The following is a 14998-nucleotide window of genomic DNA, read 5'->3' on the forward strand; positions in this document are numbered from 1 at the left end:
CCCGGGCGCCGGGGTTTCGTTCGTCCGACGCCCGGGCAGTCCCAGCGCGTGAGTCCTGTCACACCAGCCTCGGTAGGCTCAGGTCGAAGGTGGCGGATTTCCGTTGCTGGCCGAATCCGGCATTTACCAATGCGACACTTGGTGTCCGGAAATGTCGGCATTTCGGGGAGGGTCGCCACATGACCGATCGGGGCTACCTGCGCCCGTTGATCGCCACCACCGCCGTCGCGTTGCTCACCGGCGGCGCCGCGTACACCTTCGGACCGGTGGCCGGGGCCGCGGCAGGCAAAGGGGCGGGCAAAGGCGTGGGCAAGGCGGCGCCGGAGCGCCTGTCGGCCGCCCAGTCCTGCGCCACCAGCGTCCGCTTTCCCAAACGGCGGCTGCGGGGCGTGTGGATCGCCACAGTGCGCAATCTCGACTGGCCCTCCCGCCCGGGGCTGAGCCCCCATCGGCAGCGCGCCGAATACCTCAAGATCCTCGACAACGCGGTCAAGCGGCGGCTCAACGCGGTGTTCGTCCAGGTCCGGCCCGCATCGGACGCGCTCTACCGCTCCTCGCTCGAGCCCTGGTCGCAGTGGCTGACCGGCACGGCGGGCAAGGATCCGGGGTGGGACCCGCTGCCGTTCCTGGTGGACGAGGCGCACAAGCGGGGGCTGGAGTTCCACGCCTGGTTCAACCCGTACCGTGCCGCGGAGTCGGCCACGGCCACGCTGCCGACCGGCCACCCGGCCCGGGTCCACCCCGACTGGACCGTCAAGCACGAGGGCGGCCTCTACTACAACCCCGGCCTCCCCCAGGTCAGGGACTGGGTGACCCGCGTCGTGACCGACGTGGTGCGACGCTACGACGTGGACGGCGTCCACTTCGACGACTACTTCTACCCCTATCCCGGGAAGGGCACGAGGTTCGCCGACCATGCCGCGTTCAAGAAGTACGGCGACGGCATGAAGCCGGCCGACTGGCGGCGCGACAACGTGAACAAGCTGGTGGCCCAGGTGTCGGACGCCGTGCACGAGGCCAAGCCGTACGTGAAGTTCGGCATCAGCCCGTTCGGGATCTGGCGCAACAAGAAGGAGGATCCCAGCGGTTCGAACACCACGGGCATGTCCGCCTACGACAGCATCTACGCGGACGCGAAGGCGTGGATCAAGGCGGGCAGCGTGGACTACATCATGCCCCAGCTCTACTGGCCGAGAGGGTTCTCGGCCGCAGCCTACGAGGTGCTCGTGCCCTGGTGGGCGAACGCGGTGAAGGGCACCGGCGTGGACCTCTACATCGGCCAGGCGCTCTACCGCGTGGGCAGCACCGACACCCCGGCGTGGAAGAAGGCGGGCGAACTACCCGCCCATCTCACCCTGAACCGGAAATATCCCGAGGTCGGGGGCGATGTCTACTTCAGTGCCAAATACCTCGTCGCCAACCCCCTGTCCGTCCTCGACCGCATCGTCGCCGGGCACTACAGCAGACCGGCGCTGCTCCCCCTCCCCGGGCGGGTCAAAGCGAAGCGGCCCGCGCCCCCCCAGGGGGTGAAGAACGTGAACGGGAGGCTCGAGTGGCGGGCCCAGCCGGACGCCCGCGCGTATGCCGTCTACCGTGCGCCCGACCACAAGGCCGGCAAGGCGGCCGCCGCCAAGAACTGTGTCACGGCCGACGCCCGCAACCTGGTGGCGATCGTCCCGGCGAGCGATTCCCCGTCCTACACCGCCGGCGGCTCCGGCGCCTACTACGTGACCACCCTCGACCGCCTCACCAACGAAAGCGCCGCGACCCTCGCCCGGTGATCCGGCGGAAAGATTTCCGCATGATCACCTGTGCGCCGTCCCTCTGCTCCGGTACTTTGGTCGCAAGTTTTCTCAAGATCGCAGATTCTCGGAATCGCATCTTTAGCAGATCGCGAATGTGCGAGACCAACGGCGGGTTGGGGGTCTTCGGTGAGGCGTACGATCCGCGGCGTGTTACTCGGTGTCGTGATCGGCCTGCTGTACGGCTCGTTGATCCCGGCGCTTCCCGCCGCCGCGGCCCACAGCCTGGAGCGGGTGACACTCATCGGGATCCCCGGACTGATGTGGAGTGACCTCAACCCCGCCGACACACCCAACCTGTGGCGGCTGGCCGGGCAGAGCGCCACCGGCTCTCTGTCCGTGAAGACCGTGGGCCGGGTCACCTGCCCCTACGACGGCTGGCTCACGGTCTCCGCCGGGGTCCGGTCCGCCGTCGGCCGCGGTTGCGGCCTGCCGCCCGCGCCGCTGCGGCAGGGCGAGGGGGCCGTGGTCGCCGACGTGCCCCGGCTGCGGGAGGCTCAGGACCAGAAGTACGTGGGCACCCTCGGGGAGGCCGCCCACGCCGGGCGGCAGTGCACGACGGCGGTGGGTCCCGGGGCGGCGCTCGCCCTGGCCGACCGGCAGGGCTGGGTGGACGTCTACGCCGACAGCCCGGCCGACGTGACCGACTGGACCCGGTGCAAAATCACCGCGGTCGCCATCGACGACCTCGTCACGCCGTACCTTCGGGAAGGCAGGATCGGCACGGCGCCCGAGCCGCTGACCCCCCGGGCCCGCCAGGCGGCGGTCCGCGCCGCGGACGCCCGGCTCACCGCGATCCTGCCCCGGCTCGGCGACGGCCTGGTCCTGGTCGTCGGGCTCGCCGACCACGGTTCGGTCCCCCACCTCAGAGTGGCCATGCTGCACGGTCAGGGCACGGCCGGATCGTTGGGCGCGCGGTCCACCCACCGGACCGACATGATCATCGTGCCGGACCTCACCGCCACCATCCTCACCTGGGCCGTCGGCGCCGTTCCCTCGACGGTGGTCGGGGTGCCGGTCGAGACCCACGACATGGGGAGCGGCGAGGTCGCCGCGCGGGTGGCCGAACTCAGGACCGCCGACGTGGCCGGGCAGACCATCCGCGACACGACCGGGGTCTTCTTCACCTCGCTGGCCGTGCTCCAGGTGCTGTTCTATGTCGTCGCGTTCCTGTTGCTGCGCCGCCGCGAGCTGCTCCCCCTGGTCCAGGGCGCCGCGATCGCGCTCGCGTCAGTCCCCGTCTCCACCTACCTGGTCAACCTTTTCCCGTGGACCGGTACGGCACAGCCGACATTCGCGCTGGTCGCGGGCATCTTGGCTACGGCGACCGTACTCACGGTCGTTGCGCTCGCCGGGCCGTGGCGGCGAAGCATACCGGGCTCGGCCACGGTGATCGCGGCCGTCACGGCGGCCGTGCTGATCTGCGATCTGCTGACCGGCACACCGCTGCAGTTCAACAGCCTGATGGGGTACACAGGAGTGGTCGGGGCGCGCTACTCCGGCCTCGGCAACATCCCGTTCGCGCTGCTCGCCACCTCGGTCCTGCTCGTCACAACGGCGATCGCCGATCTACTGGCCCGCTCCGGTCGCAGGACCGTCGGCGCCGTGCTCGTCGCCTCACTCGGCGGTTTCGCGATGCTGCTGGGCGGCTGGCCCGGCGTGGGCAGCGACTTCGGCGGCGTGATCGCCTTCGTGCCAGGCATCGCCGTAGCGACACTTCTCGTCGCGGGTAAGCGCGTCTCGATTGTCAAGCTGGGCGCTTTCTGCGCCGCGGGCGGAGTGCTCGTCATGATCATCGCCTACCTCGACCATCTCCGCCCGATCGACAAGCAGAGTCACCTCGGCCGCTTCGCCGGGCAGGTGGCCGACGGCACGTTCCTGCCGGTGATCTCACGCAAACTCACGGCGATGCTGAGCACGCTGATCAGCCCCAACCTGATGCCGGTGGTGATCGTGGCCCTGGCCTTCCTGGTGTTCGCGCTGCTCCGGCCGGGCGCGGCCAGCGCGGGGATCCTGCCTGCGGCGTTCGAGCGGGCGCCCCTGCTCAAGGCCGGTCTGCTCGGGGCACTGGTCAGCGGACTGGTCGGCATGCTCGTCAACGACTCGGGAGCGGCCGTGCTGTCCATGGCGCTGGCCCTGGCCGTACCGCTGGTGCTGAGCGCGGGCATCCGCGCCGTGCAGCTCGGCGAGCAGCCCGCAGCCCCGGCCATGACCCCGAGCCCCCAACCCCTGAGGCCGGAGGCCGGGTGAGAGGATCGCTCAGCTTGGCCAGGCGTCGGCGATGAGGTCGCGGGTGTCGCGCAGGAGCTGGGGCAGGACCCGGGTGTGCCCCACCACGGGCATGAAGTTGGTGTCGCCGCCCCACCGGGGGACGACGTGCTGGTGCAGGTGTGCGGCGATGCCCGCCCCCGCGACCTCGCCCAGGTTCATCCCGACGTTGAACCCCTGGGCGCCGCTCGCCTTGCGCAGCGCCAGCGTCGACCGCTTGGTGAACTCCGCCAGCTCGGCGGTCTCGGCGTCGTCGAGGTCCACGTAGTCGGCGACGTGGCGGTACGGGCAGACCATCAGGTGACCGGAGTTGTACGGATAGAGGTTGAGCAGGGCGAACACGGCGGAGCCGCGGGCGACGATCAGGCCGTCCTCGTCGGGCAGCTTCGGGATCTCACAGAACGGGCAGCCGTCGTCCTTCCCCGATCCCGTCGGCTTGTTCTCCCCCTTGATGTAGGCCATGCGGTGGGGGGTCCACAGCCGCTGGAAGTTGTCGGGCACCCCGGCACCCGCCTGCTCGATCGGCTCTGAATCCACGATCGCGCTCTCCTCCGCTCCCTCATGATGCTGCTGCCGCTGGCAGCAGCATATGCCGCCCGATCTGGAGCACGACCCCCGCCACCAGCGCGGCGGTGGGATACGTATGCGAGATTTCAGCCGGATTTGATCGCTATCCAGCCTGCGAAGTTCATCCAGCGCCAGAAGCAGTCGATACGCTGAAAGCCGGCCTGCGCCATCAACTCCATGTTCCACTGGGCGGTAACCGGCACCAGCACGCCCTCCAGTGACAGTGCCTTACGATCGATATCCTCCCGGCTGTATCCGTGCTGGATCTTGTGCTGATGATAGAGGTTCACCATCAGGTCATTCAGCTCGCAGTCCGCACCGAGCACCTTCTCGATCAGAATTAAAGCGCCCCCGGCCGCGGTCTGCTGATAGATCCGGCGCATAATGCGCTGTCGGTGCTCAATAGGAATGAACTGCAGCGTGAGGACCGCCAGTGTGAGGTCCGCCTGGACATCGGGGTAGAAGGTGCGCATATCCTGTTCGTGGATCTCGACACTGCCGTCACCCAACTCCGCCGCAAACCTCTGGCGTAGTGATTGAACCATGGGGCTGGACGCCTCTATGCAGATGAACCGTCCTCGGCCGCCGAGCATCCGTACGAAGGGCGCGACCGCCTCCCCCCGGGAGGCCCCGCAGTCGACGATGGTCGAGCCCGGCCTGACGAATTGCGACCCACAGGCGAATACGGTCTGACGCATTACCTCATACTGAGGGATGCTGCGTTCGAGCATGTTGTCAAAGACGTGCGTTACCTCCTCGTCGAACGCCCAACGGCCGTGCGGGACAACATGATCCACGTTCCCGGCCCGTTCAGAGGCGCCCTCAGAGACGGTGAGGGGGGACGGCATGACTGCTACTCCTTTCCCAAGCGGTGCTTCTGGGTCAACGGATGTCCACCCCCGCCTCGCGCAGCACGATCAGTCCTTCAGCGGAGGACGAGACGGCGAACACGGGGGGTCGCGGGCGCACCCAGACATTGGCGCTGGGGATGTCGTAGCCGCCTGCGGCGCCGATGAGGACCCGATCCCCCGGACCGAGATGCGCGGGCCCGGAAACGCCCCGAGCAAAGAGATCAGACTCATAGCACATGGACCCGTACACGTCATAGGGGACGGGGACCTGGTCCATCCCAACGAACTCCACTGGGTGGTGCCATGCGTTGATGGATCGAACCAGATTGGTGCCGCAGTCCAGGACGACCAGGTCCCGCCGTCGTCGCTGCTTTCGGACGGCCACCGAGGCTACGAGTACCGCGTGATCCTCCACTAGGCTGCGCCCCGGCTCGATGATCAGGTGCAGATCGTCCGGAGGCAGCCCAAGGGAACGGCACTCCTCAGCGACGCCTTCGGCGTATACGGACCATGGCGGCAGCTTCGCGCCAGGAGCGCAACTGGCTGCGGGAAACCCGCCGCCGATGTCCAAGACCAGCGGTTCCGTAATTTGGGCGTGCAGCTCGCGCAGTGGCTCCCGCCATTGGCGTAACACGGCCTGGTACGGACCGGCGTCCAGGGGGTGGCGGCCGGTGTTGAAGTGGACTCCGAGGATCCTGACGCCAGCGTCCGCCAACAACCGGCGCGCTCTCCCCATCTCCTCCGGTGTCAGGCCGAACCGCGACCAGTTCCAACGGTTCCTGCGCACCGCCAACCGCAGGCAGACTCTTGGAGAGGCTCCCCGGCGCGCCAGGTCAGCCAGTGCCTGGACCTCCTGCAGGCTGTCCGCCTGGACACTGACCCCTGCCTCCACCGCGGCGTCCAACTCTTCGCGGAGCTTGACGGGACCGTCGAAGTACACCTGCTCAGGGGTGAAGCCGTCCGCCAGGGCTGCCGTCAGTTCGGCTCCCGACACGACCTCCGCCCCGGCACCGCACGACCGCAGGAGCCGCGTGACATCGGAAAGCGGGTTGGTCTTGTAGGAGTAAGCCAGGGTGAAGCATCGGAACTCCTCCTGCCACGCCTTGATCATGAAAGACGCCGCCTGCTCGATCGCAGGCAGATCAAACAGGTAGAAGGGGGTCGGTCGATCGGCGGCCGAGCTCGCAGCGAGTCGGAGACGGTCGGAGATCATGTTCTGGCACGCCAGACACCGACCATCAGCGCCTGGTAGGCACGATGCTCATCAAGGACAAGGCGGGTCTGCCTGAGCCTGTGATAGCAGGCGTCACGGACCGGCCCGGACGCCCCTACCAAAGCAGGGACTCTGCCGTACACGGACCTTCGCACGGCACGCGTGACCTTCCGCGCGCCCAGCGGAGGGGTTTCGTGAAGAATCTCGGCCACCAACTCGAACCGCCTCGAAAAAAAGGCATTCCAGAAGCGTCGATCGCGGTCCCGGCTGGGACGGAACCCCACGGCATCGGCAACCCGGTCGAGGAGCTCCTCCGGAGGAGGCTCGCGATAGTAAAACGCGGCGACACAGAGCCTGCCGTTTGGCCGCAGCACCCGATGCACCTCGTCCAAAGCCTGGTCTCGGCGCTCAATGAAGCCGAAGTTGCAGCCACCCAAGACGTGACTGAACGAGCCGTCCGGCAAGGGCAGGTCGGCCGCATCCGCAACCTGGTATTCGAGAGACGGGTCACCCTCGGCGTACCTGCATGCCTGAGCCACCGCCTCCGGTGAGATATCGATGCCGCAGACCCGGGCTCCGGTGAGTTCGTGAACAGTACGTCCGGAGTAACCGGTACTGCAAGCTAGATCGAGCACGCGTGAACGGCCGTCAATCGAGGCCATCCTGACCCACTCGTCTATGGTCCGGAAAGCTCCGGGAGGGGTGTTGTGCTGGCCCAGGAAGGCCACGAAGTCGGGGTATGACTTGCCCAGAACCGCCTCGACGCCGGGTTGCGATCGATCGGGCTCGGCGATTGCACGAAGGAACATGAAGGCTCCTTGCCCGCAGCAGGACCGGGAACCCTGGGTTCCCGGCCCTGCTGCCGATGGGTCAGTTGAGGATGCTGCGCTGGCTGCCCTTGACGCGGAGGATACGGCGGATCTTCAGAACAATCTTCATTGTGGTCTCACCTCCCTTCATCTGGCGGTTCGGGCACCGGTGCCGTGCGGCGGCGGACTGGGGCCGTCACCGTCCACCGGTGGGCTCGGGGCGGAGGACGAAGACCAAGAAGTAGGGGATCTTGGATGCCTTCGCCCATATCTCGGGGTGCTCCACTGCGGCGTGGCCCGGAGGCTGTGGCTCGTACAGTTCGCAGACCTGGAAGCCGGTACGGCGGAAGGCAGCGAAGTAGGTCTCTACGGTCCGGTGGTGAGTCGTCACCACGTCCATGACGACATCGCCGTCCGGGCCTTCGCGATGCTTGGTGATCGGCCCTTCGCTGAAGTACTGCTCGAGGCGGAGGTCCTCGTACTGCCACCGGCCGTTGACATTCCTGCGGTTCCAGCTGGCCCCGTCTTTGACGGGGTGGGGGATGCTCACCACCACCCGCCCGTCCTCCCGTACAGCACGGCGAAACCGGATAAGCGCAGAGTCCAGGTCGGCGACGTGATCGAGGACGTTATTGCACAGCACCAGGTCGAACTCGGCCTCGTAGTCGGGTAGGGAGTCGCCGACGCTGATGAAGACGCGGTCGGCCAATCCCTCAGGGAGCCTGGCCCGCAGCAGATCCAGCATCCGCTGCGACTGGTCGAATGCCACGACGCTCGCTCCCCTGTCGGCGAGCATCACCACCTGCTCACCACTGCCGCAGCCGTAGTCAAGCGCCATCATTCCCGGTCGAGCATCCGAGCATCGTTCGATGAGCTGGTCCAGAACCACCGCGTTGAAGGACACCTCAGCGCGGTCGGACTCGTAGAGATCCTCCAGCTCAGCTCGCTGGACCGCAGCGTGCCACCGCGGACCACCGACCAAGTCCGCACAGCCGTGGCAGTCGGCCTTACGCGGGAAATGCTCGCTGTGGAGCCGATAGGACTGGGAGTCGAGCATCAACCGGGTCCCGGCCGAGCGGCATTCGGCGCCGAGAAGGCAGCGTAGAACCTCGTTGGCCGCCATTGCGGCTACGATCAAATTGAGTGGTCCATAGCTGCCCGCCTGCATACCCATGTTGAGGTTGGGTCCCGGCTTCTCCCCCTCGACGAGGTACTGCTCCAGTTCTCCTTCAGCCCGGAAGCACTCGTAGCAGGCGGTGGTGCCCGGCAGCACAAGAGGGCCCACGGAGCCGAAGGACTCGATGTATCCCGCGGCCAGGTAACCGAAGCCGTGCCTCTTGGCCGCCTCGTCGATCCATTCGTGGAGCTCATCTGGGCTGTCGGCGGAGAGCACGACGAGATCGCAGCCGACCAGGCACTCATCGAACATCTCCCGGCTCGCGGGATCGGGAACCGTCGTCACCTGTATCGTCGAGTTGAGCCGCCGGAGCCTCTCGGCGGCTACCTCGACCTTGATCCGGCCCGTCTCGTCCTCTGCGTAGAGGAACTGGCGGGTCAGGTTGCTCAACTCGATCTCGTCGCCGTCCGTGAGCACGAGGTGTCCGATCCCGGCTCCGGCGAGAGCCATGGCCACATTGCTGCCGATGCCTCCCGTGCCCACGATCCCCACGGTGGCACGAGCCAGTACCTGCTGCGCGGCCTCCGGATCCATCCCGATCATGTCGTAGTACAGGAGGTGACGGGCGTACCTGCCCGTGGCCGGGATTGGAGCCCCGACGACGTGGGCGTCCACAAGCTGGTCCAGAAGCTCGTGCGCGGCGTCGGCACCGATCCCGGCCGACTCGGTCAGATACCGTACGAGCGAGGTACGGTCCGTTGGCGCGGACAACACACCGACCAGATCAGTAAGGAACTCGGGGGCGTCCAGGATCTCGATCCCACTGGGCGGCACGTGTCCGAACCTGAGCGTGCCGCCCAGCTTACGGACCTCGAGATAGGGCTTGATTTGCAGCTTGTCCATGAAGGTCAGCTCTCCGATGGGGAGGGGATCAGGAGTCGGGCGGCAGATACGGTCTCGCCCACGCCGCTGGGATCGGGGGCAACCCTGTGGAGGGTGGCATTCGGGCGTCTGGAGACGACCTCGATCGGGACACCCTCGAGAAAGTGGGCGGCGGCCCCGTCATCGAGCGCCCAGCCGGGAGGAAGGATTCCGTCCCCCACTGCTCCCCGATACGCTGGGCGCCGATCAGCCTCCCCGTCATAGTGGGGGCAGAAGCTACCCCGGATGAATCCCAAGCCGTCATGGAGGGAGGTCACCGGACCAAACGAATCGGTCAGACAGGCGTCGAACCAACAGGCCGCACCGGCACTGATCCCACATAACAGGACGCCTGCCGCATACGCTTCACGCAGGATGACGTCCAGGCCGTGGAGACGCCAGACCGCGAGCAGGTTGGCGGTGTTCCCACCCCCCACATACACGACGTCCTGGGCCAGCACGAACTCACGCAGATCACGGTGCTCCCGGCGAAAAAGTGGGAGATGAACCGGCAGGCAATCCCGCAGAGAGAAGGCGGCATGGAAACGTTCGACGTAGCCTGCCGAGTCACCGCTGGCGGTGGGCACAAAGCAGATTCTCGGTCGCTTCGTGCCGATGATCTCGAGAACAAAGTCGTCAAGCAGGGTGTCGGGGTCATCAGAGAACCCTCCACCGAGCAGCACGATTCCTTGAGGGGAAGCCATGGTTCATGCTCCTGTCTTGTCGTATGAAGGCTTGGCATTCGGAGCCGGAGCCGTCCCTGCGCAGTCCCCGGCGAGAGCCACCGGGCCTTGCCGGAGACGACGCACCTGCGGCACCAGTACCACAACGGCAGCGATGGAGATGGCGAGGAGCAGGGCAGCTCCCCGGAGCGTGCCGTCCTGACCGACACTCGCGGCCGCGCTGCCGGCGAGGAGATACCCGAAAGGCCGCAGGCAGGAGGAACCGATCCGGTCGAAGGCCGCGACCCGCCCCAACCGATCTTTTGGTGTCTCACGCTGCAGCGTCGTCTCCCAGAACGCGTCAGCAGCCGCGAACCCTGCGCCGGCAGCGGCGGTCGCTGCCATGAGCAGGGGCAGCCGATCGGTGAGGGAGAGCATGGCCATGGCCGGGGTGGCCGCGAGCAACGACACCTGCATGGCCAGCAACGGTCGCGAGGGGATCAGACGCAACGAGAGAAGACCCCCGATGAGCGAACCTGCACCAAAAGCGGTCACCAGGGCCCCCCAGGCATCCGCGCCACCGAGAGAGGAACTCGCCGTGATCGGTCCCAGTGTGAAGAACACCGCGAAGCAGGCCTGGAAAAGCAGCCCCTGCGCGATACCTGCCAGCATCCACCTGCGGGACCGCACCTCGAACCAGCCTTCGGCGAGATCCCCGAGCGCGGTGCGTAAATGTCCGCCGACGCGTGCCTGTCCGCCTTCGCGACGCCGCAGGCCGAGCAGCAGGGACGCCGACGCCAGGAAGGTGACCGCGTCGATGAAGACGGCCCATCCGACTCCGGCGAACACCACAATGAGCCCTGACGCAGCCGGCCCTGCCATGCCGGCCACGTTGCTGACAATACCGATAAGCCCATTGGCACGCTGCAGCTCGCTGTCCGGGACCGTCGTGGGAGTGAGACCGGTGGCTGCGGGGTTGAAGAAGGCGCTCGCCGCGCCGAGAAGAGCCTGCAACACGACCACGAGCCAGAGCCGGGCGATACCGGTCAGCAGAGCAACCGCAAGCGTGCCCTGGACGACGGCGCACACGAGGTCGCTGGAGACCATGATGCGGGCGCGCGGGAGCCGGTCTGCCCAGACTCCGCCGAACAGGAGGAAAAAGACGTTGGGCAGCGTACGAGCACAGAGCACCAGACCCAGCGCGCCAGGAGAGGCCGAGATCTGGATGACGGCGAAGGCGACGGACACGAGAGCAAGCTCTGTACCGAAGCGGGACAACGCGTGTGCGGTCACCAGACGGCGGAAGTCCCGGTGGGCCAGGGGACCAATAATCATTTGGTCTTCCTCGGCTCGTCTTGGGCGGTCTCGTCGCGCCACCAGCGAATAGGAGGATCCCCCAGGGCCAGGGGTTTGACGAATCGGTGCGCCTCGAAAGGAGACAGAGTGATGGCGAGGTCATAGGGACGGCCATGCTGCTTGTACAGCTCCCTGATCCGGGAGCGTACCGCCGTCGAAATCACTCCGTCACTCCCTGGACTGACTGCTCGGTCGAACGCGCGATCTGGCTGGAGCAGCACAAACGTATGGGGCTCGCCGAAGCCGTGCCGGGAGTGATCCGTCGGATAGCACGGTGCCACTGTCACCACGAACATGCGCTCTCCATAGAAGCTGAGATACCAACCCGCACGCTCTGGAGAACGCAGGTCGCAGGTGCCTGCGGCATCCTGCTCGGCGAGTCCCTCGAGAACCCGGCGCGTGGTGAGTGCCAGCCGGTCCACGGTGTCGCCCGAGGCCGCAGGCAGGGGCAACACCAGCCCATCGAGCTTCTCGCGACGGCTGGCCTCGACAAATCCGCGCAGCGCACGGCTCCACAGGTGAACGGCGTCTTCCATGCGCAGACCAGCGGCCGAGGGTGCGGTCCAGATCGTCGACCTTCGGGCGAAGACGCACTGCGTCCTTTCCATAACTTGATGGAACGCCTCCGCCTCCTCTCCGGAGATCGGCGCCCAGTCATCCGGCTGGTCCGTCGCCTCGGCAAGTGGTTTGAAGGGGATCCCGGCCGGCTCTTTCAGCCCGTCTGTCCCCTGCATCATCCGAATCCGCGCAGACATCCGCCCCGACAGCTGGGCGATGGAGACCCCGCGGAGCCGGAAGCGCTCCCAGGCAGTGGGACGCTTGATCCCTGTGTAGGCGTCGGCGAGATACCGGACGCGAGCGGCATCGGCATGAAGCCGGACGAAGGAGTGCCTGGCCGCCGACGCCCTCGGAGACGGGAAGTGCGCAGCCCTGCCGACGATCCGGCCCAGCTGCGCGAGGGTGTCCTCGGCGTGCCGCAGAATCGCTGTGCGGTCCGCACCAACGGACGCCTCCGCCTGTTCAACCAATACACCGAGGAGTCGGGCGAGTGATCGTAATCCTGTGGCCGGCCTGGTCATGATGAACCTTTGTCCAGTGAGCGCGGCCGCCTGGTCACTGCCACCCCATATCAGGATTGATGATCACGCTCGCGACGACGGGGGACGCGACGGAGACCCCCGCCATGGGACGGTTCGCGGAATCAGTGTCGACAGTGGCCAGGAGAAGAGTCGCGATCACAGCTACGTTGATGCGGAGCATGACTGCCAAAACGATCCCCCAGTAACGCCCGTCAGGGCGGGCCCCGGACTTCCTTGCCGTGTATAGCTTCGCGAGGCGGCAGGACGAGATCCAGAGCTTTGATGTGGACTAATCCGGCCTTGGCCTATTCAGTCCAGCCTCGGCCGGCATACGGGGCGCCGAAGAATGCCCAGGAGCGGCTCTGCGCACACTCCGGGCAGGCACCGGCAGATGTGACGTGCTCCCGCCCACTCGGATGCGAAATCTAGATGAGACGCCCCGGAATTCTAGATGAAAGTCCGTCGCAACCGTCCTCATCTAGATAAGAAACTGCAGGAATCTAGACCACCGGGACGCTGCACAGGCACGCCATTTCAAAGTCCACCCGCCGTTGACAACCCCTTGTCGTGGGAGGCCGACATCGGGATGGAAGCATTGAGAGCTACTGAGCTTGAAAAGCTGAGGTTCCGGCTACGGAGGCTCGAGCGTGAGACCGGTTTGGGCGACGAAGCCGTTCAGGGAGGCGGTGCGGTACTGCATGCGCTTGAGGTGGGACTTGACCAGGGCGGTGAGCTGGTCGAGGCTGCGTGGGGTGTCCATTCAGGGGTGGAGTGGAGTCAGGCGGCGATCGGTGTTGGTAGCCAGGGCCGTCCGGCGAGAGCGGCATGGATGGCGTCGATGGCGCGGATGCCGTGGCCCTTGGCGGTGACGAGGTAGGAGCGCACGCGGCAGTAGCGGCCGAGCGTGGCCATGGTGTGCCAGTAGCCGGAGACCGCTTGATGCCGTTTAGGCCCCTTGAGCGCCTGCTCACTGGCGTTGTTCGTCCATGAGACGGCGAGGTTGCGGGTGAACGTCCAGACCTGGTCGGCCTTGTCCTTCAAGCGCCGGGCCAGGACGTAGCCGGGGTGGTTGCCCTCGTGCCAGTCGCGGTGCCGGTTGGTGATCTCCCCCCAGCGCACCGCCTCGTCGTACCGGGCCCGCAACTCGGCCAGCAGGACCGGGTCCAGGTGGTCCTTGCCGTCGGCGAGCGCCTCGGTGACGGCGGCGTGGGCCTGTTTGAGAATCTGCTGGACCTGGGTGGCCCACTGCTGCCAGGCCGGGTGCAGGTCGGCCACGCCTTGCAGGTGACGTAACAGGTGCTGGACGCATTGCTGGACGCCGCCCAGGCTCGCGTCGAACTGGTGCCAGCCCTTGTAGTCATCCCGGACGAAGATCCCATCCCAGCCGTCGAGCACGCCGAGGTTCTTCAGTTCTTCCTTGGTGCGGGCGCCGATCGCCGTCAGCCAGACCAGCCGCTCATCGGGGGTACGGATGACCACCGCGTGCGGCTGTCCCGGTTTGGGCTCGCCGGTGGTCTCATCGAGGTCTTTACGCAGCACGTTGACCGGCGACTCATCGCCGCACAACACGTCCTCGGCGCGCAAAGCGGCCGTCATCGCCTCATCGAACCCGGCATCGGCGAGCCGGCCGTCGAATCGTTCATGAGCGCGCGCCACGAACCCTGGGGAGACCGCGGCGCCCAGCAGCGCCTCCATCACCAGCGCGGTCCGCTCGACGGGCACGTTACCGAAGAACGACAGCATGATGGCCGCGGCGTTGACGTTCGGCCCGTAGACCACGGTTCCCACCCGTCCCGACGGCGGGGCCGCGGTCGTCACCTTCGCACAGCACGAACACCGGATCCTCGGCAGCAGCCAGTGCACTTTCTCCAGCGTGATCGGCGGGATGTCCCACACCTGCCCCCACGCGCGGCCCGCCGCGACACCATGCTCGCCCAGGTCAGCACCGCACCCCGAACATTCCGCCGGCGGCTCAGCCGTCTTAGTGTCGTCGATCTCGTCCCCGCGTGCCGGCTCCAGACCCGACCCGCGATGCCCCCGCTGCCCGCCTGGCTTGCGGTCCTTCGACCGCTCCCGCTGCGAACGCTGCCGCTCGGCCTTGCGTTTCGCCTTCGCGGCGATCGACTCCTTCGACGGCGGGGTGGAGGAGTTCGAGCTGTTCATCCCCAACCGGCGCTCTAACTCGGCCAGCCGCAGCTCAAGACGGCGATGGGCCTCACCCTCGGCCTCGCGTTCAGCAGCCCGGGCGGCTCGCTCCTCGGCGAGCAGCGCCTTCAACGCCGCGATCTCGGCGTCCTTGGCCTCCACCACCCGGCGCAGCTGCTCGTTGGCAGCCCGCCACGCCTGCTCGGCG

General features: G+C 67.0%; 12 protein-coding genes. 2 read left to right on the top strand and 10 right to left on the bottom strand.

Going from position 1 to position 14998, the window contains the following annotated elements; all coding sequences use genetic code 11:
* The first annotated feature begins 179 nt into the window (after positions 1 to 179).
* Positions 180 to 1781, top strand: coding sequence for a glycoside hydrolase family 10-like protein (locus ACFHYQ_RS16660; RefSeq protein ID WP_394302063.1), 1602 nt, complete (start codon positions 180 to 182; stop codon positions 1779 to 1781).
* A gap of 171 nt (positions 1782 to 1952) precedes the next feature.
* The gene (locus tag ACFHYQ_RS16665) at positions 1953 to 4052 is read left to right on the top strand and encodes a hypothetical protein (RefSeq protein ID WP_394302064.1); all 2100 of its coding nucleotides are present in this window, start codon (positions 1953 to 1955) and stop codon (positions 4050 to 4052) included.
* 9 nt (positions 4053 to 4061) lie between these two features.
* On the opposite strand, the gene ACFHYQ_RS16670 is transcribed toward ACFHYQ_RS16665, so the two are convergent.
* The 10 genes from ACFHYQ_RS16670 to tnpC all read right to left on the bottom strand — a co-directional run bounded on the left by ACFHYQ_RS16670 (position 4062) and on the right by tnpC (position 14955).
* Positions 4062 to 4607 carry an HIT family protein gene (locus ACFHYQ_RS16670; RefSeq protein WP_394302065.1) on the bottom strand — a complete coding sequence of 182 codons (546 nt, stop codon included), beginning with the start codon at positions 4605 to 4607 and terminating at the stop codon, positions 4062 to 4064.
* A gap of 116 nt (positions 4608 to 4723) precedes the next feature.
* Positions 4724 to 5485 carry a methyltransferase domain-containing protein gene (locus ACFHYQ_RS16675; RefSeq protein WP_394302066.1) on the bottom strand — a complete coding sequence of 254 codons (762 nt, stop codon included), beginning with the start codon at positions 5483 to 5485 and terminating at the stop codon, positions 4724 to 4726.
* A gap of 34 nt (positions 5486 to 5519) precedes the next feature.
* Positions 5520 to 6599 carry a type III PLP-dependent enzyme domain-containing protein gene (locus ACFHYQ_RS16680; RefSeq protein ID WP_394302067.1) on the bottom strand — a complete coding sequence of 360 codons (1080 nt, stop codon included), beginning with the start codon at positions 6597 to 6599 and terminating at the stop codon, positions 5520 to 5522.
* 98 nt (positions 6600 to 6697) lie between these two features.
* Positions 6698 to 7510 carry a class I SAM-dependent methyltransferase gene (locus ACFHYQ_RS16685; RefSeq protein WP_394302068.1) on the bottom strand — a complete coding sequence of 271 codons (813 nt, stop codon included), beginning with the start codon at positions 7508 to 7510 and terminating at the stop codon, positions 6698 to 6700.
* 196 nt (positions 7511 to 7706) lie between these two features.
* Positions 7707 to 9530, bottom strand: coding sequence for a ThiF family adenylyltransferase (locus ACFHYQ_RS16690; protein ID WP_394302069.1), 1824 nt, complete (start codon positions 9528 to 9530; stop codon positions 7707 to 7709).
* A 5-nt stretch (positions 9531 to 9535) separates the two neighbouring features.
* Positions 9536 to 10252: a Type 1 glutamine amidotransferase-like domain-containing protein gene (locus ACFHYQ_RS16695; protein ID WP_394302070.1), complete on the bottom strand. Its 717-nt coding sequence runs from the start codon at positions 10250 to 10252 to the stop codon at positions 9536 to 9538.
* Between the two features lie 3 nt (positions 10253 to 10255).
* Positions 10256 to 11545: an MFS transporter gene (locus ACFHYQ_RS16700; protein WP_394302147.1), complete on the bottom strand. Its 1290-nt coding sequence runs from the start codon at positions 11543 to 11545 to the stop codon at positions 10256 to 10258.
* Complete coding sequence (locus tag ACFHYQ_RS16705; protein ID WP_394302071.1) at positions 11542 to 12645, bottom strand: YqcI/YcgG family protein; 1104 nt, start codon at positions 12643 to 12645, stop codon at positions 11542 to 11544. The genes ACFHYQ_RS16700 and ACFHYQ_RS16705 overlap by 4 nt, the downstream gene beginning before the upstream one ends.
* 631 nt (positions 12646 to 13276) lie before the next feature.
* Positions 13277 to 13405, bottom strand: a complete 129-nt coding sequence (locus ACFHYQ_RS16710) for a hypothetical protein (RefSeq protein ID WP_394302072.1) — start codon at positions 13403 to 13405, stop codon at positions 13277 to 13279.
* A gap of 17 nt (positions 13406 to 13422) precedes the next feature.
* Complete coding sequence (gene tnpC, locus ACFHYQ_RS16715; RefSeq protein WP_394302073.1) at positions 13423 to 14955, bottom strand: IS66 family transposase; 1533 nt, start codon at positions 14953 to 14955, stop codon at positions 13423 to 13425.
* Between the last annotated feature and the right edge of the window lie 43 nt (positions 14956 to 14998).

The organism is Sphaerimonospora cavernae, from assembly GCF_042435035.1.
In the GTDB taxonomy this organism is placed as follows: Bacteria; Actinomycetota; Actinomycetes; order Streptosporangiales; family Streptosporangiaceae; genus Sphaerimonospora; species Sphaerimonospora cavernae.